Raw genomic sequence first — 19,858 nt, 5'->3', positions numbered from 1 at the left:
GAGTAATAACCAAAATTTACATTGAAAATACGACTGATTTTTACGAATGCTTGTTCGTAGAAATCAGTCTTTTTTTATCGAAAGATGTTATAATAGAAAAAACATTTCAAATGGAGGTTTTAGTGTAATGAAACTATTTCATACTGCTGATTGGCATTTAGGAAAGCTGGTACAAGGTGTATATATGACGGACGACCAACGCTATGTATTGGAGCAATTTTTGCAAGCTATTGATGAAGAACAACCAGATGCTGTAATTATTGCTGGCGACTTATATGACCGTGCACTTCCTCCGGTGGAAGCTGTTGATTTATTGGACGAGATATTAGCAGAAATCGTGTTGAAACGTAAAGTGCCTGTGCTAAGTATTGCGGGAAATCATGATAGCCCGACGCGACTTCAATTTGGAAGCAAATTGATGAAGGAAACGGGCTTGCACATTTCGGGAGATATAAAGAATCTAGAACCTATTATTCTAAATGATGGGTTTGGAGATGTTCATTTCCATTTAGTACCTTTTGCTGAACCTTCTACAGTGAAAAGTTTATTTGAGGACGACTCCATTAGTACCCACGATGATGCGATGAAAAAAATAGTAGAAAAGATAGAAGAAAAGATGGACAACTCCAAAAGACATGTATTTATTGGACATGCCTTTGTAACCCCGTATGGTGAAAAAATAGAAAATACTAGTGACTCAGAGCGACCATTAGCAATTGGCGGATCGGAGTGTGTAAGTGCGGAATACTTTAATTCATTCCATTACACAGCACTGGGACATCTGCATAAAGCACATTATGTGTTAAATGAAAAAATCCGCTATTCAGGATCACCTTTAAAATATTCGTCTTCGGAAGAGAATCATGAAAAGGGTTATTTAATTGTAGAGTTAGACCAAGAAGGACAAGTTTCAATCGAGAAGCGTCCATTTAAACCAAGAAGAGATTTAAGAATTGTTGAAGGCTCCATTCAAGAGATATTAAGAACACCTGTAAACGAGGATTATGTATTTGTTCGATTAACCGACAAAACGCCAGTGGTAGGTGCAATGGAGCAAATTCGTACAGTTTATCCAAATGCAATGCATGTCGAGCGTAAAGCACTTCCAAGAGAAACAATTGAAGGGGAAGCAGCTATTGTTCGAAGAGAGCAGTTGGATGACTTCAGCCTATTTAAGGCTTTCCATAAAGAAATAGTAGGACAGGAGCCAAGTGAAATAGCTCAGCAATTGTTTGAAGAGGTTTTACAGGAGCTGCTAAGTGAAGAACGTGAAACGAAAGAGGTGGTAGCAAGATGAAGCCAATTAAACTAACAATGAGAGCTTTTGGGCCATATAAAAGTGAGGAAGTTATTGATTTCAAGGAGCTAAAAGACAACCGATTATTTGTCATTTCAGGTTCTACAGGAGCGGGCAAAACAACGATCTTTGATGGCATTTGCTTTGCTTTATATGGCTTTGGAAGTGGACAGGATCGTAAAGAGACGAAAACATTAAGAAGTGACTTTGCCGAAGATTCAGTTCACACTGCGGTTGAATTAGTGTTTGAGATCCATGAGAAAACCTACCGTGTTTTACGCCAGCTTTCACATGTAAAGGAAGGGCGGAAAACAGCTACCGGGGAGAAATATGAGCTGTTTGAATTGCAAAATGATGGACAAGAAGTAGCTTCGGTGGAACGACAAAGAGTAACGGATATCAATCAAAAAATTGAGGAACTTATTGGATTATCTTATGATCAGTTCAATCAAATTGTCATGCTTCCGCAAGGGGAATTCCGTAAGCTATTAACCTCGCAATCAGATAATAAAGAAGAAATCTTACGTAAAATTTTCAAAACCAATCGTTATGGTGAAATGACTCAAAAGCTTGAGGAAAAGAAACGAAAAGCAGAGACAGAATTAGATCGTGCCCGTACTTTGAAAAATAGCTATATCGCTCAAATTGAAGGAACCTTGCCAAAAAGAGATTCCTTATTGTTTGCTGTCTTAGCGCAAGAGTCAAATGTCTATCAAATTCAAGATGCACTGGATGAGGAAATTAATTATTATAAAGAAAAAATTGTAGAAGACAAAAAACTCTATGCCAAAGCCGTTAAAAAACATGATGAACAGTACAATCTATTTGTACATAATAAGGCAATAAATGACCGAATTGATAACTATGAAAAGAAAAAGCAAAAGCTTAAAGAATTAGAACAACAAAAACCAATTCACGAACAAATGAAAAATGAATATGAAGCGGCCATTCGTGCGAGCAAGATTCAGCCATTAAATCAACAATGCCATGCATTACACAAAGAAAAGGTGGAAAAGCAAAGCCATTTAGAAAGTGTAAAGCAAAGCTTAGAAGTGGCTAAAAAGAATCTGTCGGAAGCAAATATAGCGTTTGAGATAGAGAGTGCTAAACAACAGGAACGTGATCATGCAGCTCAACATTTAAATGATCTTCAAAAATTATTACCGCGTTATGAACAAATTGAAGCATTAAGCAAAAAGGTTCAGTCTCTACAGCTTGCTGAAAAGGACGCTCGAACTGCTTTAGCAAAAATTGAGCAAGAGTTTAATGGGGAAAAGGAAAAAGATGTTCAGCTTAACCAGCTAATCGAACAGCTAGAAGAGAAAACGGAAAACTTCAAGGAGCTTCTAGAACAGCAAAGTAACTTAAAAGAAGTGATTAACCTATTTTCAAACTATAATCAGTTGAAAAATGACTTGAATGGCCTACAAGCGAATGCAAATCAAGTGGAAAAAGAATACGAGATTGCACAAGAAACTTACGAATTAGAAGAAGGAAAATGGCTAACGAACCAGGCATCACGACTAGCAGCTAGTTTAGTTCCTGGGTCACCTTGTCCTGTCTGCGGCAGCAAAGAACATGGGCAGATCCTTGCTGAACATACTGAGATTGTTGATGAAGCAACTATTAAAAAGTTAAAGGCAAGTCTTGCCGAAGTTGAGCAAAAGAAGTATAGAGATGAAGCAAATATAAGCGCCCTTAAAGCAAGAGTAACTCAATGTGAACAAGAGCTTGAAAGACATCATGCAACACCAGAAAAAGAACAGCAGTTTGTTCAACAGTTCAATAATTTGAATCTAACAATTGAGCAACTGAAAAATGACGATGCAAAACTAGTAGCCTATAAAAAGAATCAAAAACAGTTGAAATTAGTACTTGAACAATTAGAAGGAAGACAAAGACAGCTAGAAGGAAAACACCATCAAACGAAAGAACAACTTTTAAAGGAAAGTACAGTTTTAACAGAACAGCAAAAGTCTATACCAAGTGAATTACAGCATATTTCACAATTACACAAGGCAATTGCAGATTCTGAACAGCATAAGCTAACTTTATTTTCTCAATGGGAAAAGGTGCAAAAGCATTTACATGAGGTGGAGAAGTATGTTGCTACAACAGAAGAAGTTGTAAACCAAACAGCAAAACAAATTGAGAATCTTGAAGAAAAGCTTCACCGAGCAAAAGAAGAGTTTAAACGGGCAATGCATGAAGCTGCCTTTGAGAACTATAAGCATTTTGAGTCTGCTATTCGAGATGATTTCCAAATTAATCATCTCCAGAATCAATATATGGAGTTTTCGAAAGTGCTTCATACAATAATTACTCAAGTTGAGCAAGAGAGTGAAGAGCTGGAAGGAAAAGAAAAAGTAGATTTAGCAAAAATTGAAGAGGCGTTAAATACATTAAAGCTCGAATATGAAAATACGCTTCAAACACTTAATCGCTCACTCGAATATGAACGCCAAGCCATAGACTTCTCCGAGAAATTAGATCACGTTGCAGATAAGATATTCCAGCTTGAGGAGATGTCTAGTCAAATAATCGATTTATACAATCTATTGCGCGGTCAAAATGGTAAAAAAATATCCTTTGAACGATATGTACAAATGGGTTATTTAGAACAAATTACAGAAGCGGCCAATATTCGATTAAAAAATCTATCAAATGGACAATATTATTTACAATGTTCAGATAGACAGGAATCCCACGGACGCCAAAGTGGTTTAAGCCTAGATGTGTACGATACGTATACAGGTCAATCGCGAGATGTTAAATCGTTATCCGGTGGAGAGAAGTTTAATGCTTCCTTATGTCTGGCTCTAGGAATGGCGGATGTAATTCAAAGCTTCCGAGGGAATGTGAAAATCGATACGATGTTTATCGATGAAGGTTTTGGCTCCTTAGATGAAGAATCCCTAATGAAAGCAATTGATACATTGATTGATCTTCAAAAATCCGGACGAATCATTGGCGTTATCTCACACGTATCCGAGTTGAAAGCAGCAATTCCTGCCATTTTACAGGTCGAAAAATTAAAAGAGGGCTATAGTAAAACGTCCTTTCTGCTTAAGTAAAAAACGGCGGAGACCTTAGTAGTCTCTGCCGTTTATTTTATAGCCTGTCCTTGATGATTTTTTCTTATCCATTACTTTTTTGATTATGGGATATACAATTGGTGCCACCTTCATAATCGTTTTTATGGTTTTTCCCAATTTCATAGATAATGCACTCCTTCACCTTTATAAGAACTATACCCTTAAAAGGTACTTTAGAAACCTACCCGGAAAACTCGATAGGCTTGAACTAAATTCCAAATGATCACTCCGATCGTGATAGCAAAATAAATTCCCATCAAAATGAACATCTTCATAATGTATCCGTTCATATTGTCATAGTTCATAGAAAATACGCCGATTAACCCCAAGATAACTAAAAGAATAGAAAGAACTGTGGGAATGGAGTGTGATAGCATTGCGCGTTTTGCATGGTACTTTACTTCTTTATCTTTAATGACGAAGTAAACGATAATAGGCAATAAAAAAGGTGCAAACAATAAACTAACATAACAAATGGCAGAAAGTATTTTATTATTATTTTCCATGTATTCACCTCGTTATAATTTTTAATTATATATGGAAGTGATTGACAATATAAAGGATTCGTATTCATATTCTAGTTGAAAAAAACATATAGTTTGATACAATTAGTAATGTTCTAACAATTAAACAAAATGTATTTACCACAAGGGGAGCTGATGAAGTCAGCTGAGATTATGCACTTGTTGCATTAACTCTTTGAACCTGTAAGCTAGTACTTGCGTAGGGATGTGGATAGAAACCGACTCCAATTGGCGTTTAGGCTCTGTCCTGGCGCCATTTTTATTTTTGGAGAAATCTAGACTTTATATTATTAGGATTTCTATCCTTCTCTTAGGTTCCAATTGAATTAAAGAGAGGAGATTTGTTATGAACAATAAAAAACTATTAATGCTCGTTGAGATTGCGATTTTTGCGGGTATTGGTCTGGTACTGGACCAAATTTCATTTAAATTCTGGGCTCAAGGTGGCTCCATTAGCTTTGTAATGTTACCTATCCTCATCATGGCGGTGCGTTGGGGAATCTTAGCAGGTATTACCACAGGCTTACTAATTGGTGTTTTACAAATGAGTTTTGGAGCTTACATCTTACATTGGGTTCAAGCGTTACTTGATTATGGAGTAGCATTCTCAGTTGTAGGTCTTGCAGGCATATTCCGAAAACAAATTCTTCGAGCAGCTCATGAAGTTAATAAGAAAAACATTACCCTTTATATTGTATTGGGGATAGTAGTTGGCGGACTATTGCGCTACGCAGCACATGCAATTGCCGGTGCTGTTTTCTTTAGTGAATACGCAGGCGATCAAAATGTTTGGCTATATACAATAATTTATAATGGTTCTTATATGATTCCAGCAATCATCCTAACAGCCATCGTAGGTTCATTAATTTTCACTGCAGCCCCAAGACTTTTACAAACAAAATAAATGACAAAGACGACCAGAAGTAATTAAGGTCGTCTTTTTCAATTTATTAAACCGTCGAGGAAACGTATTGTTAGGGAGAGATGGAAGTGAGATGCGATTCATAAGGTGGATGAAACACATTGCTATCCCAAATTGGCTCGAGCTTCGTGTGTACTCAGGCTACTCACCTAAGGAACACTAAATCAAAATTTATATTTGTGAATTATATGTTGGCTAAAGAACGTATTATAATATTTGAATTCAAAAGCCCTTCTTCAAGATTACATGCCCAATAATTTGTTATGATTGTGGTATATTATATAGAGATATGTAAATAGGAAGAAGGAACATTTAAGATGATTGTACAAACAAGTGAAGAGTTAGCAGCGTTAAAAAAGATTGGACGAATTTGTGCTGAAATTCGTGATGCCATGAAAGCAGCAACAAAACCAGGTATTACAACAAAGGAATTAGACGAAATTGGCGGCCGTATGTTTGAAGAAGCAGGAGCAATTTCAGGTCCTAAAGGGGAGTATGATTTCCCTGGCTTTACTTGTATTAGTGTCAACCACGAGGTAGCACATGGTATTCCCGGTTCTAGAGTTATAAATGAAGGTGACATGGTAAATATTGATGTATCTGGTTCATTCGATGGCTATTTTGCAGATACAGGAATTTCTTTTGTTGTGGGAGATGGTCACCCTGAAAAAGAAAAGCTTTGTAAAGTAGCAAAATCTGCATTTGAACGAGCAATGACAAAAGTTAAAGCGGGATCAAAACTAAATCAAATTGGTAAAGCAGTAGAACGTGAAGCTAGAGATAATGGGTTAACAGTGATTATGAATTTAACTGGTCATGGTGTAGGGCGTGCTTTACATGAAAAGCCAGAACATGTATTAAACTATTTTGATGCTTGGGATACTACCATCCTGAAAGAAGGAATGGTGTTAGCGGTAGAACCATTTATTTCCGAAAAAGCGGAGCATATTGTGGAAGCGGGAGATGGTTGGACATTTATCACACCAGATAAATCCCTTGTTGCCCAGATTGAACATACGATTGTTGTTACAAAAGATAAACCGATTATTCTTACACAAATTGAGGACTAAAAAAGAATCCTGGCACTTGAGGTTATTTCAAGTGTACAGGATTCTTTTTTATTAGGAACAGGCCCACAATCATAACGCCTGCTAAGAATAGAGCTGCTGTCGTAACTAAAAGTTCGTCAAAACCGTTTTGAACTGCAATTCCGATATAACACCATATAAACACGGCTGGATAGGCAATATCAAAATGATGAAATCTCAGATGTAGTGCAATGGCTGTTCCAAAGGTCATTAGAATCACGGCCCAAAGAGCATTACTTATTCCAAAACCTGACCATTGATATTCTACTAAAAGGTAACAGCAATTTAAAATCAGTAAGAAGGTTGACCAACTAAAGTAAATCGAAACGGGTATTCGTATTGTAAGCATCTCTTTTTTCAACGGATAAGAATAATAAAGTACGAATAACGTTACAACTTGTATGAATAAAAGTACAGTTGATAAAACGAAATAATCGCTATGCCAGCTCCAAAGTGTGGCAATTTGAAGAATCACTACGACTATGAACAATATCGTTTGAAAATTCGTAATAAAGAGGTCAGTCCGTCGGTACTTGATATAGTGATAAATCCAAAGGAAAAGAGATATGAAAATAATAATCCATATGTAGTAAACATAATTTGCTGGTGCAAATAATAATGGCAATCGATTTATGATATCTATTGTTGAATGCCCATTTAATTGTAGCCAAAATGCATTTAGTGTAAAGAGTGTGGCTACAATGACCGAAGTAAATAATAAGATTAGTCGACTCATTCATTCCTCTCCTTTCTATAAAATTATATACATTAACAAAGCTTTGAACAACATTTTCCATTAACATACAATAATAATAAAGATATTTAGGAGTGAACGTGATGCAAAGAATTGAAGCTCTAGACTTAAATATAACAATCGATAAATAAGAATACAAAAAAGAACTAGAAAAGCTCCAATATGAAATGCTTAATATTCAACAATTTCTCTTAAAAATAAATTTAGTCTAATAATTGTATTTGAATGGATGGAGAAGAACAATTGGCCCGTTTTAATGAGCGTCAAACTAATCCGATGAAGGCATGGAAATTGACCGCTGAAGACTGGCGTAATCGTGAAAAGTTTGATGAGTATGTGGAATGTGCTAATGAAATGTTTGAGAAAACGGATTCCTTTAACGCACCTTGGGTTTTGATTTCAGGAAATAATAAGCATTATGCTCGCATAAAAGTATTAAGAGAAACAATTACTCATTTAAAGCAGGCGGCAGGACAAAAAGGATTAACGATTACTAATTTTTAATTTTGAAAGAAGGAATTAATAAAAGAAGCTTGAATTAAAGAAATAGATAATGTGCAAAATAATGGAAACATGGCTAGTCGTAAGATACTTCAAGAAAGGCTTTAGGGTACTTTTGTGATGGTGAAAAAGTTTTTGAATTTATTACATAAAAAGGGTGATAAGTTGGTAAAGATTGAGGGGGATCGCTTATTATTACGCACCTTTGTAGAGTCCGATGCTAGAAGTTTAGCTGAACTCATGAGAAGGAATAAATTTTTCTGGTCCATACATGAGCCGCTTCATGAAGAAGAATTTTACACTGAAGAGGCGCAATTTAAGAAAATATTAGAAAGTATTCATTTACTTCGTGCAAATCGGGAATTCTCATTTGGGATTTATCCCAAAGGCAGCAATGCATTAATTGGACATATATCCTTGTATGCCATTAAGAGGCTTCCATACAATAGTGCATTTATCGGCTACTCAATTGATGAAAGGTATACACGTAAAGGGATTGCAACTGAAGCGATAAAAGAAGTTATTAAATTTGCATTTCATAATGTGAAGCTGCATCGGATTGAGGCTTATGTATCACCCAAGAATGAAGGTTCCATTAAAGTACTGGAAAATGCCCAATTTGTTCGGGAAGGTTTATTAAGAGAGCTTTTGTATATTAATGGGAGCTGGGAAGATCATTATTTATATTCTTTACTTCAAGATGATCTTAGAAAATAAAATGGGGCTATCCTGCTTATCATACAATTTGTTTTAGTGCAATTGTATTTAGGTAGGTAGCCCTCTTTATTTCTTAAAGGAGTGTTTCTGTTTCACTTTCCTTTAAATTGGTATTCCCATCAGCAAGTAAATCTAATTTACCAGTATTCGGATCGATGACAAGTCCGTGAACCGGTGTCATTTTTGGCATCAAAGGATGATTACGAATCATATCAACACTTTTTAAAACACTTGTCGAAACATCCCCAAACCCTCGAAGCCAGTCAACAATGTCGATTCCAGAATATTTAACCGTATTAAAAATATCTTCATTGATTCCACGTTCAACCATATGCTGAATCATTACTTCTGGATCTATGGCACTCATGCCACAATCATGATGTCCGATTACATAAACCTCGTCGGCTTTTAATTCATACACAGCTACTAATATGCTTCGCATAACAGCTCCGAAAGGATGACTGACTTGAGCTCCTGCACTTTTTACTATTTTGACATCACCATTTTTCAAATTCATTGCTTTAGGCAGTAATTCGACTAGACGAGTATCCATACAAGTTAAGATCACCGATTTTTTGTCAGGATATTTGGATGTAATGTAAGGCTCGTACTGTTTGAATTTAACAAAGGACTCATTAAAGCTTAGGATTTCATTTAAAGAAGTTCCCATCATTCACTCAACTCCTATTCATATATTTATACAAATTCATTATATACGAAAAAAGTCAACAAAACTCGTTAGAGAATTTTGTTGACTTAATATTTTAGAATTTTTCTGTTGGTTTTGGATCGATTCGTACTGAAGATTTAGAATCTAATCCAACACGTAAATAGTGAATGAACATTGCCATTGCAATCATTAACACAACGAAAAAGCCAGCTACAGTTGAAATAAACATACCCATTGTTGAAAGACTCCTTTCTAAACTAACAATTGTCTTGGAACCTATTATACTATATATCTTTTATGAATTGTAAGATGGAACGAAAAAATATCTTGCCAATTTCATGAAGGACTGAGAAGCGTTAGCCTTTTCATAAAATTTATGAGTAAAAGCAGTAAAGCTAGCAGTATGAAAAAAATTTATGTCCCGCGAAAAACTAAATGTTAATACCATTTATAGAAAAAAATATCTATTTAGTTAAAGGAATTTAAAAGTTTGTAGAAATTTTGAAATATATTTAACTTGTTTCAATCAATCTGTCATATGACTGTAAAAAAAATAAATTATTTGTCGAAAAAAAGAATAGTAGAAGATTTGGAGGAACATATATGGATATATCAACGTTAGTCGGAATCGTACTCGGAATAATTGCTGTATTTGTCGGGATGGTTGTAAAAGGTGCAAGCTTAAGTATTTTAATTAACCCTGCGGCCTTTCTAATAATAATTGTCGGAACAGTCGCTACAATTGCTGTGGCGTTTCCGATGAGTGAGTTAAAAAGAGTCCCTAAGTTATTTAAAATTCTTTTCACTGAACAAAAGGGTACAAGTGAAGTTGAGATTATAAAAATGTTTTCCCAGTGGGCAGATTTAGCTCGCCGAGAAGGGTTGTTAGCACTTGAAAGTAAAGCAAGTGAAGTGGAAGATCCATTCTTAAAGAATGGGTTAACATTGGCAATCGATGGTCAAAATGCTGATTATATTCGCGATGTGCTGACAGAAGAAGTAGAAGCACTTGAAGAGAGACATGCGAGTGGTGCACTAATTTTCTCGCAAGCAGGTACATATGCGCCAACCTTAGGGGTACTTGGTGCCGTTGTTGGTTTAATGGCCGCATTAGGGGATATGAGTGATATCGATAAATTAGGACATGCCATAACAGGTGCATTCGTTGCAACCTTACTCGGTATTTTCACTGGTTATGTACTTTGGAACCCGTTTGCGAATAAACTAAAGCGTAAATCTGCAGTTGAAGTGAAACAAAAAAGTTTAATGATCGAAGGCATCTTATCTGTATTGGAAGGGGAAGCACCTCGTGTCATTGAACAAAAGCTAGCATCTTATTTACCAACGGAGGAACGCCGTAAAATCACAGACGAAAGTGGGGCGGGTGGTAATGGCAAAGAAGTCTAAAAAGAAAAAACATGATGAGCATGTAGATGAATCATGGCTATTACCCTATTCGGATTTAATGACCCTATTGTTAGCCCTGTTTATTGTTTTATTTGCTTCAAGTTCAATAGATCAAGAAAAACTTGATAAAATGTCAGCTGTGTTTAATGAGATTCTTGACGGTGGTACAGGCTTTATGGATCATACTTCGGTGGTGGAAAAGCCTGATGCCGTAACAGATGGAATTTCCGCAGAGGAAGCCGCCTATCTTCAAGATCAGCAGGAACTAAAGGAAATTCAAGATCGACTTGATAATTTTATCGCGGTTAATGAATTAGAAAGTACATTTGCCACAAAAATGACCGATGAGGGGTTATTAATAACAATCCGAGATAGTATTTTGTTTGATCCGGGGCAAGCAGATGTAAAGCAAGATTATGTTGAAATTGCCGATGAATTATCAAAAATTTTGAAATTAGACCCAGCAAGACATATTGTGGTTACTGGACATACAGACAATATTCCTCAAAATACAGAAGAGTTTAGCTCAAACTGGGAACTATCTGTTATGCGTGCAGTAAACTTAATGAAAATGATTATTGACAGTAATCCTGAGTTGGATCCTAAATTTTTCAGTGCAAAAGGTTACGGCGAATTTAACCCGATAGCATCAAACGACACGGCAGCTGGACGAACTCAAAACCGCCGTGTAGAAGTACTTATTCAACAATTGGTACAAGAAGATGGCAGTAAAGTAAATGAATAAAACTTACCCACACCAGGACTCGGAAGTATCTATGCTTTCGAGTTTTTTTTGTTGAAAAGTAACTAGAAACTAATAAGATTATAAAATTTCGGCAAGCCTAACTAGCTATGCGATAAAACTCATGCACATGGACAACTATTGCTCATTTCACCAAATCTTGTCCACAAGCGTGATTCTAAAGGGGAAACCTTTAGCCTTTCATCAAAATTTCTCCAAGTACCTAGTTTTCTTGGATAAATTGTTTCCATCTCTCCAAAAATATCTAAGAATTAAAAAATTTAATTATCCTTTGACTAATTACAAACAAAAGTTTATAATTTAAAACAAATGTTTATAGATTGAGGTGGAATACCGAGTGAATGAAAAAGAGCAGCTCGTTCTTCAAACTATCAAGAACAACCCTTTTTTATCACAACAAGAAATGGCTGAAGCGTTGAATATGTCTCGTCCTACTCTAGCCAATATTATTTCGGGCCTTATTAAAAAAGGTGAGATTGTAGGACGAGCTTATGTGCTGCCAGAAAGAAATTCAATTTTCACAATAGGTGGGGCGAATGTTGACCGGAAGTTTCACATTGCTGGACACGTTCAATATAGTACGTCCAATCCCTCGACTGTTACCGAAAGTGTAGGCGGTGTCGCAAGAAATATAGCTGAGAATTTAGGTCGTTTTGGGAATGAGGTTAAGTTAATTACATTGATGGGTCAGGATCAAGGAGCGAAGTTTATCGAAAAAGAAAGTCAGGCATTTATGAACCTTGACTATGTCGAAATGTTGCCGGATTTAAAGACGGGTTCATATAGTGCAGTATTGGATTCTAAAGGTGAATTGATTCTGGCTATGGCCGATATGTCAATTTATGATTCTTTGTTGCCAAAATTCTTAACGAAACACGAGGCACTTTTAAGTAATGCAAAGTGCATTATTGTCGATCTAAACTGTCCAAAAGAAACGGTAGTGTATTTACAAAATCTTGCGACTAAACGAAATATCCCGTTTGCCATTATTCCAGTATCAGCACCAAAAATTAAAAACATGCCTGATAATCTAATGGGGGTTACTTATTTTATATGTAATCGTGATGAAGCCGAAGCTTACCTCAATATCCGAATATTAAACGACCAAGATTATTCAAGGGCAGTTAAAATGCTGATGGAAAAAGGTGCAAGTAATGTCATCTTAACTTTGGGTGATCAAGGGGCAATGGTCGGAAGTGTGGAAGGCATCTTTTATTTGAAGGCAGAAAAGCTAAACGAGATTATCGATGTAACCGGTGCAGGAGACGCATTTGTTGGTGGATTTATTCACGGCATGCTAAACGATGAACCATTTATGAGTGCAGTTAAATTTGGTCAAGACAATGCAACGAAAACCTTACAGTCTGATAAAACGGTAAGACAAAATATTGCAACGGATGAATTAACTAATTGGAGGAATAACTAACATGGAAAAATATTTATCTTATTCACAAGAAGTACTAGAAGCAAAGGAAAAAGGGTTACCGATTGTAGCTTTAGAATCTACAATTATCTCACACGGGATGCCTTACCCACAAAATGTCCGAACAGCAAGAGAAGTAGAACAAATTATTCGAGATAATGGTGCTGTGCCAGCAACAATTGCCATCATAGATGGAAAAATTAAAATCGGCTTAACAGATGAGGAGCTGGAAATGTTCGGTAATGCGGACAATGTAGCGAAAACTTCTCGCCGTGACCTAGGCTATCTATTAGCAACGAAGAAACTTGGCGCTACAACTGTAGCAGCGACAATGATTGCAGCTGAATTAGCTGGAATTGAACTTTTTGTTACAGGCGGTATTGGTGGGGTTCATAGAGGAGCGGAAAACACAATGGATATTTCTGCAGACTTAGAAGAACTTTCTCAAACAAATGTAGCGGTTGTTTGTGCTGGTGCAAAATCGATTCTAGACATTGGTTTAACACTTGAATATCTTGAAACAAAAGGTGTTCCAGTTGTAGGTTATGAAACAGATGTGTTACCAGCATTCTATACAAGAGATAGCGAGTTCTCTGTAAACTTCCGTTTAGATACAGCTCAGGAAGTGGCAGATATGATGAGAGCTAAATGGGATTTAGGTTTACAGGGTGGAGCTGTTATTGCTAACCCAATTCCAGTTGAAGAAGCATTAGAAGCCAGCTTCATAAACGGAATTATCGAAAAAGCTCTAGTTGAAGCTGAAGAAAATGGAATTAAAGGGAAAGAAGTAACACCATTCCTACTTGGCAAAGTGAAAGAATTAACTGAAGGTAAATCTCTAGAAGCAAATATTGCGCTTGTGAAAAATAACGCAAGAGTCGGAGCAGCAATCGCTGTTTCACTAAATCAAAATAAGTAAAATACCATTACAGCTTTGAAAAAGAATTTAAACTGTTAAAATTTTACTCAAAAAAAAAGTTTCCTCGCTAGAAAGAACTCTAGCGTCGGAAACTTTTTTATTTTCTTAATGTGCCAAGTTCCGAAACAATCGCTTGCATTTCACTCGGACTGAATGTGTTGCGTTTCATCACCATTTCGTAAAGATACAATATATCTTCATAATGTTCATCTGTGAAATGATCTGATTTCATAGCGTCAACATTTACCATACGTAGTTTTTCTTTAATTTGTTCGATCATATAAAAAACATTTTCTTTTGATGGTTTTGTTAAATCCATTTTATCCCCACCTTTCAAAGTGTCCATATTATCATTCCATTCCATGCCCTTCTTTGTCAATAACAATTGGTGCTAACTTTAAAAAGGATTATATTTTTATTACAATGGGTAATGTAAAGAAAATATTACCATAAAATTCGAGTTTTAATTTTGTGTAGGAGGTAAAAATATGAGTGAAAGTAAATTAGTGAAATCAATTGTAGCAGGTGCCATTGTCGGTGCGATTGTTAGTATGTTTGACCGTAAGACGAGAGAACATACTATAGAAGCAACAAAAAAAGCGAAGGATCAAGTTGTTTATTATGCGAAAAATCGAGATGAGCTACAACAAATGATTGAACAAAAAGTAGAGGCAGCACAAAAAATATATGTGAATACCTCAGAAAATATTAATGCGATCGTAAGCAAAATTGAAGAAACAAAAGAAATTCCTGCAACTGTTCAAAAAAATTATAAAGAAACAAAGAGTGAAATTATTCTACCTGAAAATTTGAACTAAGTGGAGCGAGGGGGAGTGGGCAAGTTGTGAGTGCAGAGAAAAAAACGCATAATGATAATGTATTATCCATAGCTAAATCCTTTGTAGACCCAGATGAGTCCAAAATTGATGTAACAACCACAAAAGGCTTTTTCCAGGATTTAATTGTACGGATGAAAGACGTTGATATATCAGGTATGGGAGCGCAATTAGCTTACTTCTTCTTATTGTCATTCTTTCCTTTATTAATATTTATCGTGACATTATTGCCATATCTAAATTTAGATCAGGATGATGTATTTGACTTCATTCAAACGATAGTTCCGACAGAAGTCTTTTTATTAACACAAGGAACCTTGACGGAAATATTAACAACTCAAAATGGTGGTGGGTTACTATCAATCGGGATCTTGGGTACCGTCTGGTCTGCTTCAAGAGGCGTAAATGCATTAATCAAAACCCTAAATGGAGCATATGAAACAGAGCCAAAATCCGGTTTGATTAATCGAGGGATGTCATTGGTATTTACCATTGCACTTGTTGCTGTAATTTTGATTGTTTTGTTCATCTCAATATTCGGCCATCAGTTTGCCTATAATTTGTTTAATTATTTAGGGGTAGAAGAGACTTTCGCAAGCTTTTGGGAAATGATAAGATGGATTCTCCCACCGGCATTAATCTTCGTCGTTTTAAGCTTAATGTACTGGATTATTCCAAATACCGATCCGAGGCTGCGTGTTTTAAGCACTTTACCAGGTGCAACTTTTTCGACAATCGCATGGGTTGCACTAATTTACGGATTTTCTATCTATGTTAATAATTTCGGCAACTACGCATCAACCTATGGAAGTATCGCAGGGGTAATCATCTTAATGCTTTGGCTGTATTTTACCGGTATGATTTTAATATTTGGCGGACTGCTAAATGCAACCATGCATAAAAGAAGTTTAGTAAAAAAAGGGTATAAGGAATAAAGGTGCTCAACTATGGAGTACTTTGTTTACATATTACGTTTCTAGCGATTGAACCCTAATACTTCACTTGAAAAAGCTTTTGATTTTCAAGCGAAAGCCCTTTTTTCGACTCTTGTAAAAGCTTCTGGCAAATAAGGAGGTGTCTCATGATCGGTGAGACACCTCCTTTTTCTTTATGATTTTAACATCCTTAATCCATTTAAAATCACTAAGATTGTACTACCTTCATGGCCAATAACTCCGAAAGGTAAATCAACAAACTGTAAAAAGTTTGAAATGATTAATAGGGCAATAACTGTAATGGAAAAGATAATATTTTGCTTTACGATTCTTTGCATTTTTTTGGATAAAGATACCGCATAGGCAATTTTCGATAAATCATTTTTCATTAATACTACATCAGCTGTCTCTAATGCGACATCTGTTCCTCCACCCATAGCAATTCCAACAGTAGCTGTTGCAAGAGCAGGGGCATCATTAATGCCATCTCCTACCATTCCGACATTTTTGTATTTTGCTAAATAGTCTTTCACAAGATTTACTTTCGTTTCAGGCAAACATTCGGCAATGTACTCATTTACACAGGCTTCAGTTGCGATGGATTTGGCTGTTTTATCATTATCACCGGTAAGCATAGTGACATGAATGCCTAGCTCTTTTAAAAGCTTAACTGCTTGTTTTGCTTCATCGCGTACTCTGTCTTTTAAGGCGACTAGTGCTGCAATGCCTTCTTGATCCTTCAGAAAAATAACCGTTTTACCTTCTTCAGCAAGCTTTTCAGCTGCATGATTTGCAAATTGCACAGCTTCGTCTTTTCCCACAAAATCTGCTTTTCCAACTAGGTATGTTGAGGTTTGAATGTTGGCTTTCAATCCCCAGCCAGGCACATCTTCAATTTCAATTCCTTGAGTAGGCTGGATATTATTTTCTTTTGCATATCTTGCTATTGCTTGTGCCAGTGGATGATTTGATTGGGATTCGATCGACGCTAAAGTGACAATTGTTTCTCTCTTGTTTAAAGAATCTCTAACAATCACATCCGTCACGACAGGTGTTCCGACAGTTAATGTACCTGTTTTATCCAAGGCTAATAGTTTTAGAATACTTAAATGTTCTAAATGCACGCCACCTTTAAAGAGAATGCCATTTTTAGCACCATTTGAAATAGCTGCTAAAGTGGCAGGCATAATGGAAGCGACTAATGCACAAGGTGAAGCCACTACCAATAAAACCATTGCTCTGTAAAAGGTTGTTGTCCAGTCCCATCCAAGTAAAAAGTGGGGAAGGAATAGCATTAGAAATACCATGAATAGAACAAATTTTACGTAAGTCCCCTCAAAACGTTCGATGAATTGTTGAGAAGGTGATTTTTCGCTTTGTGCTGACTGTACAAGGGTAATAATTTTTTGGAAAAGAGATTCTGAATTAGGTTTGGTCATTTTGATTGTTAGAGTCCCATTTAAGTTAACAGTTCCAGCATAAACCTCATCGGATGCCTGTTTCGTAACAGGCATAGATTCACCGCTAATTGCTGATTCATCGATTGAGGAAGTGCCTTTAAAGATTTGACCATCTGCAGGTATCCTTTCACCAGGTTTGATTAATAAATGATCGCCTACCCTTAATGAAGAAACAGCTACTTTTATAGGTTCAAAACCACCACGAACTAACCAGGCTTCCTCAGGCTGCAAATTCATCAAGGAAGAAATTTCACGATGACTTTTATTCATGGCATAAGTTTCGAGAGCACCACTTAATGCAAAGATAAAGATAAGGATAGCACCCTCTGTCCAGTAACCGATAATAGCTGAACCGATAGCCGCTAAGATCATCAGTAATTCTACATTTAAATTTTTATTTTGAATGGTGTCTAGAACTCCTTCTTTTGCTTTTGCGTAACCACCAATAACAAAGGCAGTAAGATATGCAATAACGGAAGCTGTAGACAAGCCGGTAGATTCCATTCGCCAAGCTAGTAAAATAATAAGACCCGAACCAATTGCTGCAATCAGCTCACCATGTTCCTTTATATTCTCAATTAAATGTTCATTTTCTCGATTAGTATGTCTCATGTTAACCTCCTTTTGATAATGAATATCACTATCATAGTAATGATTTTGTATATATGATAATGATTTTCAATTAAATTATAAAATTTAAATAATAATTATTAATTTATAATGATTATAATATAGAGGATGCGGATTGTAAATCCAATAAAACGGTTTTTATGTAAAAGGTGAATAAAGTGTTACTTAAGGAGGGCACAAGTTCCCATGGGAAAATAAAAAACCTGTAAGAATAATAGATTCTTACAGGTTTCAGACTGTAGACAAACTCGAATTTTCGAGTTTGCCTACAGTCTTTTTTCTTATAAAATATAGATTAGATAATTGCTTTTGAAAATAGAGTTAGTTGATTTCCGTTTCGGCGGAAGCTTTCCGCGGGCGTGGCCCAATCCTCCTCGTCGCTGTGCTCCTGCGGGGTATCGGCCGTCACGCTTGTCCCGCAGGAGTCACCGCCTACACTACAATCAACTAGTTTCTAAATATAGGTTGAGGTGATTGGATATGATGTCGAAAAATCAAATAAATGAACGGGATCAAATTGAGATGATTACAATTGAACAACTTGTACCACAGAATCATCTTGTCAGAAAGCTTGAGTCAGCTATTGATTTTTCTTTCATCTATCCACTGGTAGAACCACTGTATTCTACCCTAGGTAGACCTAGTGTAGATCCAGTTGTATTAATTAAAATGACATTTGTGCAATATGTATTTGGAATTCGTTCAATGCGTCAGACAATAAAAGAAATTGAAACCAATATGGCATATCGCTGGTTTTTAGGGTTTGGCTTTCATTCAGAAATCCCGCACTTTTCTACCTTCGGTAAAAATTATGAACGTCGATTCCAAGATACTGATATCTTTGAACAGATTTTCTATCGTATTCTTAAAGAAATTGCAGATAAGGGATTACTAAGTGCTGACCATGTCTTCATCGATTCAACTCATGTAAAAGCCAGTGCGAATAAACGTAAATTCGAAAAGAAGATTGTCCGTAAAGAGACTCGTGCATATGAAGCCAAACTTCAAGAAGAATTGAATCAAGATCGTATCGATCACGGGAAGAAGCCATTTCCACCTGATAAATTTGAAAAAGAAGAAGTGAAGGAAATTAAGCAAAGTACGACAGATCCTGAAAGTGGATACTATGTAAAAGATGAAAGAACCAAACAGTTTGCTTATTCATTCCATGCTGCAGCTGATCGGTATGGATTTATACTTGGATCGATTGTGACACCTGGGAATGTTCATGATAGTCATATGCTTCAGCCACTTGTTGAAAAGATTATGGATAAAGTGAAGAAGCCACTTGCTGTTGCTGCCGATGCTGCTTATAAAACTCCTGCGATTACTAAATTCTTATTTGACCAAGAGATTCAACCTGCACTCCCTTATACACGTCCAAAAACGAAGGATGGATTTTTACGGAAACACGATTATGTATATGACGAGTACTATGATTGCTACCTTTGTCCGGAAGGGCAAGTTCTTAAATATTCGACTACCACTAAAGAAGGTAAACGCCAGTACAAATCAAACCCTTCTCAATGTGCAACCTGTCCTTTGCTTACTCAATGTACGAATAGTAAAGATCACCGGAAAATCATTGAGCGTCATATTTGGGCAGAATATGTAGAGGAAGCGGATCATCTTCGTCATCAAAACGAGACCAAACAAATATATGCGAGACGTAAAGAGACGATTGAACGTGTCTTTGCGGATGCGAAAGAGAAGCATGGTATGCGCTGGACAACCCTACGAGGGATTAAAAAATTGTCCATGCAGGCGATGCTTACTTTTGCTGCCATGAATTTAAAGAAGCTTGCCAATTGGACATGGCAAGCTCCAGAAATGGTCTAAATTATAATACTCGAAGAGTACTTTTGACTAAAATCGGACTAAAAAATACCCAAAAGAATCTCAAAAAATACAAAAGGC

At 36.3% G+C, this 19,858-nt stretch carries 19 protein-coding genes and 1 riboswitch; of the genes, 13 read left to right on the top strand and 6 right to left on the bottom strand.

All coding sequences use genetic code 11. From position 1 onward, the window contains the following. Positions 1-127 precede the first annotated feature (127 nt). Together C1N55_RS17305 and C1N55_RS17300 are read left to right on the top strand one after the other, a co-directional pair. Positions 128-1,297: an exonuclease SbcCD subunit D gene (locus tag C1N55_RS17305; RefSeq protein ID WP_137729956.1), complete on the top strand. Its 1,170-nt coding sequence runs from the start codon at positions 128-130 to the stop codon at positions 1,295-1,297. After that, positions 1,294-4,371 carry an AAA family ATPase gene (locus C1N55_RS17300; RefSeq protein WP_137729955.1) on the top strand — a complete coding sequence of 1,026 codons (3,078 nt, stop codon included), beginning with the start codon at positions 1,294-1,296 and terminating at the stop codon, positions 4,369-4,371. Before C1N55_RS17305 ends, C1N55_RS17300 begins: the two co-directional genes overlap by 4 nt. A 194-nt stretch (positions 4,372-4,565) precedes the next feature. Here the strand turns inward: C1N55_RS17300 and C1N55_RS17295 are convergent, their stop codons facing one another. Further along, complete coding sequence (locus tag C1N55_RS17295) at positions 4,566-4,898, bottom strand: magnetosome magnetite crystal formation protein family (RefSeq protein WP_137729954.1); 333 nt, start codon at positions 4,896-4,898, stop codon at positions 4,566-4,568. Between the two features lie 133 nt (positions 4,899-5,031). Continuing rightward, positions 5,032-5,139, top strand: a riboswitch (TPP riboswitch). Positions 5,140-5,262: 123 nt separating this feature from the next. Here C1N55_RS17295 and thiT point away from each other — a divergent pair. Next, the gene (thiT, locus tag C1N55_RS17290) at positions 5,263-5,820 is read left to right on the top strand and encodes an energy-coupled thiamine transporter ThiT (protein WP_137729953.1); all 558 of its coding nucleotides are present in this window, start codon (positions 5,263-5,265) and stop codon (positions 5,818-5,820) included. A 335-nt stretch (positions 5,821-6,155) separates the two neighbouring features. Beyond that, positions 6,156-6,908: a type I methionyl aminopeptidase gene (map, locus tag C1N55_RS17285; RefSeq protein ID WP_137729952.1), complete on the top strand. Its 753-nt coding sequence runs from the start codon at positions 6,156-6,158 to the stop codon at positions 6,906-6,908. A gap of 22 nt (positions 6,909-6,930) precedes the next feature. On the opposite strand, the gene C1N55_RS17280 is transcribed toward map, so the two are convergent. Further along, a complete protein-coding gene (locus C1N55_RS17280; protein ID WP_240758327.1) occupies positions 6,931-7,662 on the bottom strand; it encodes a hypothetical protein in 732 nt (243 codons plus the stop codon). A 261-nt stretch (positions 7,663-7,923) separates the two neighbouring features. On the opposite strand from C1N55_RS17280, the gene C1N55_RS20830 reads away from it, so the two are divergent. Both C1N55_RS20830 and C1N55_RS17270 read left to right on the top strand, forming a co-directional pair. Further along, a complete protein-coding gene (locus C1N55_RS20830) occupies positions 7,924-8,184 on the top strand; it encodes a polyphosphate kinase 2 family protein (RefSeq protein WP_240758326.1) in 261 nt (86 codons plus the stop codon). A 162-nt stretch (positions 8,185-8,346) separates the two neighbouring features. After that, positions 8,347-8,898 (top strand): GNAT family N-acetyltransferase, encoded by a 552-nt coding sequence (locus C1N55_RS17270; protein WP_137729951.1) that lies wholly within the window; start codon positions 8,347-8,349, stop codon positions 8,896-8,898. Positions 8,899-8,971: 73 nt separating this feature from the next. Here the strand turns inward: C1N55_RS17270 and C1N55_RS17265 are convergent, their stop codons facing one another. Continuing rightward, the gene (locus C1N55_RS17265; RefSeq protein WP_240758325.1) at positions 8,972-9,571 is read right to left on the bottom strand and encodes a beta-class carbonic anhydrase; all 600 of its coding nucleotides are present in this window, start codon (positions 9,569-9,571) and stop codon (positions 8,972-8,974) included. Between the two features lie 91 nt (positions 9,572-9,662). Further along, on the bottom strand, positions 9,663-9,803 hold the full coding sequence (locus tag C1N55_RS20625; protein WP_168193756.1) for a hypothetical protein: 141 nt from the start codon (positions 9,801-9,803) through the stop codon (positions 9,663-9,665). A gap of 368 nt (positions 9,804-10,171) precedes the next feature. On the opposite strand from C1N55_RS20625, the gene motA reads away from it, so the two are divergent. From motA to C1N55_RS17245, 4 genes are all read left to right on the top strand, one after another. Beyond that, positions 10,172-10,975, top strand: coding sequence for a flagellar motor stator protein MotA (gene motA / locus C1N55_RS17260; protein WP_137729950.1), 804 nt, complete (start codon positions 10,172-10,174; stop codon positions 10,973-10,975). Beyond that, on the top strand, positions 10,959-11,720 hold the full coding sequence (gene motB, locus C1N55_RS17255) for a flagellar motor protein MotB (protein WP_137729949.1): 762 nt from the start codon (positions 10,959-10,961) through the stop codon (positions 11,718-11,720). The genes motA and motB overlap by 17 nt, the downstream gene beginning before the upstream one ends. Before the next feature lie 355 nt (positions 11,721-12,075). After that, on the top strand, positions 12,076-13,164 hold the full coding sequence (locus C1N55_RS17250) for a PfkB family carbohydrate kinase (protein ID WP_137729948.1): 1,089 nt from the start codon (positions 12,076-12,078) through the stop codon (positions 13,162-13,164). A 1-nt stretch (position 13,165) separates the two neighbouring features. Further along, complete coding sequence (locus tag C1N55_RS17245; RefSeq protein WP_137729947.1) at positions 13,166-14,080, top strand: pseudouridine-5'-phosphate glycosidase; 915 nt, start codon at positions 13,166-13,168, stop codon at positions 14,078-14,080. 97 nt (positions 14,081-14,177) lie between these two features. Here C1N55_RS17245 and C1N55_RS17240 read toward each other — a convergent pair whose 3' ends face one another. Continuing rightward, on the bottom strand, positions 14,178-14,399 hold the full coding sequence (locus C1N55_RS17240; protein WP_137729946.1) for a DUF1128 domain-containing protein: 222 nt from the start codon (positions 14,397-14,399) through the stop codon (positions 14,178-14,180). A 169-nt stretch (positions 14,400-14,568) separates the two neighbouring features. Here C1N55_RS17240 and C1N55_RS17235 point away from each other — a divergent pair, with 169 nt between their 5' ends. Beyond that, on the top strand, positions 14,569-14,898 hold the full coding sequence (locus C1N55_RS17235) for a YtxH domain-containing protein (protein WP_137729945.1): 330 nt from the start codon (positions 14,569-14,571) through the stop codon (positions 14,896-14,898). Between the two features lie 26 nt (positions 14,899-14,924). Further along, positions 14,925-15,851 carry a YihY/virulence factor BrkB family protein gene (locus C1N55_RS17230; protein WP_240758324.1) on the top strand — a complete coding sequence of 309 codons (927 nt, stop codon included), beginning with the start codon at positions 14,925-14,927 and terminating at the stop codon, positions 15,849-15,851. 173 nt (positions 15,852-16,024) lie between these two features. Here the strand turns inward: C1N55_RS17230 and C1N55_RS17225 are convergent, their stop codons facing one another. Then, positions 16,025-17,923 (bottom strand): heavy metal translocating P-type ATPase, encoded by a 1,899-nt coding sequence (locus C1N55_RS17225; RefSeq protein ID WP_137729944.1) that lies wholly within the window; start codon positions 17,921-17,923, stop codon positions 16,025-16,027. 498 nt (positions 17,924-18,421) lie between these two features. Between C1N55_RS17225 and C1N55_RS17220 the strand changes: the two genes are divergently transcribed. Continuing rightward, positions 18,422-19,780, top strand: coding sequence for an IS1182 family transposase (locus C1N55_RS17220; RefSeq protein ID WP_137727085.1), 1,359 nt, complete (start codon positions 18,422-18,424; stop codon positions 19,778-19,780). Positions 19,781-19,858 lie beyond the last annotated feature (78 nt).

This window comes from Lysinibacillus sp. SGAir0095, from assembly GCF_005491425.1.
In the GTDB taxonomy this organism is placed as follows: Bacteria; Bacillota; Bacilli; order Bacillales_A; family Planococcaceae; genus Ureibacillus.
Note: the sequence above shows the minus strand (reverse complement) of the source record. Positions and strands in the feature narration are given on the sequence as shown.

Bases quoted from the DNA above. Each gene is read 5' to 3' on its own strand.
- C1N55_RS20625 (WP_168193756.1), bottom strand. From the start codon at position 9,803: ATGGGTATGTTTATTTCAACTGTAGCTGGCTTTTTCGTTGTGTTAATG.
- C1N55_RS17240 (WP_137729946.1), bottom strand. From the start codon at position 14,399: ATGGATTTAACAAAACCATCAAAAGAAAATGTTTTTTATATGATCGAA.
- C1N55_RS17305 (WP_137729956.1), top strand. From the start codon at position 128: ATGAAACTATTTCATACTGCTGATTGGCATTTAGGAAAGCTGGTACAA.
- C1N55_RS17265 (WP_240758325.1), bottom strand. From the start codon at position 9,571: ATGATGGGAACTTCTTTAAATGAAATCCTAAGCTTTAATGAGTCCTTT.
- thiT (WP_137729953.1), top strand. From the start codon at position 5,263: ATGAACAATAAAAAACTATTAATGCTCGTTGAGATTGCGATTTTTGCG.
- motA (WP_137729950.1), top strand. From the start codon at position 10,172: ATGGATATATCAACGTTAGTCGGAATCGTACTCGGAATAATTGCTGTA.
- C1N55_RS17300 (WP_137729955.1), top strand. From the start codon at position 1,294: ATGAAGCCAATTAAACTAACAATGAGAGCTTTTGGGCCATATAAAAGT.
- map (WP_137729952.1), top strand. From the start codon at position 6,156: ATGATTGTACAAACAAGTGAAGAGTTAGCAGCGTTAAAAAAGATTGGA.
- motB (WP_137729949.1), top strand. From the start codon at position 10,959: ATGGCAAAGAAGTCTAAAAAGAAAAAACATGATGAGCATGTAGATGAA.
- C1N55_RS17295 (WP_137729954.1), bottom strand. From the start codon at position 4,898: ATGGAAAATAATAATAAAATACTTTCTGCCATTTGTTATGTTAGTTTA.
- C1N55_RS17220 (WP_137727085.1), top strand. From the start codon at position 18,422: ATGATGTCGAAAAATCAAATAAATGAACGGGATCAAATTGAGATGATT.
- C1N55_RS17235 (WP_137729945.1), top strand. From the start codon at position 14,569: ATGAGTGAAAGTAAATTAGTGAAATCAATTGTAGCAGGTGCCATTGTC.
- C1N55_RS17245 (WP_137729947.1), top strand. From the start codon at position 13,166: ATGGAAAAATATTTATCTTATTCACAAGAAGTACTAGAAGCAAAGGAA.
- C1N55_RS17280 (WP_240758327.1), bottom strand. From the start codon at position 7,662: ATGAGTCGACTAATCTTATTATTTACTTCGGTCATTGTAGCCACACTC.
- C1N55_RS17225 (WP_137729944.1), bottom strand. From the start codon at position 17,923: ATGAGACATACTAATCGAGAAAATGAACATTTAATTGAGAATATAAAG.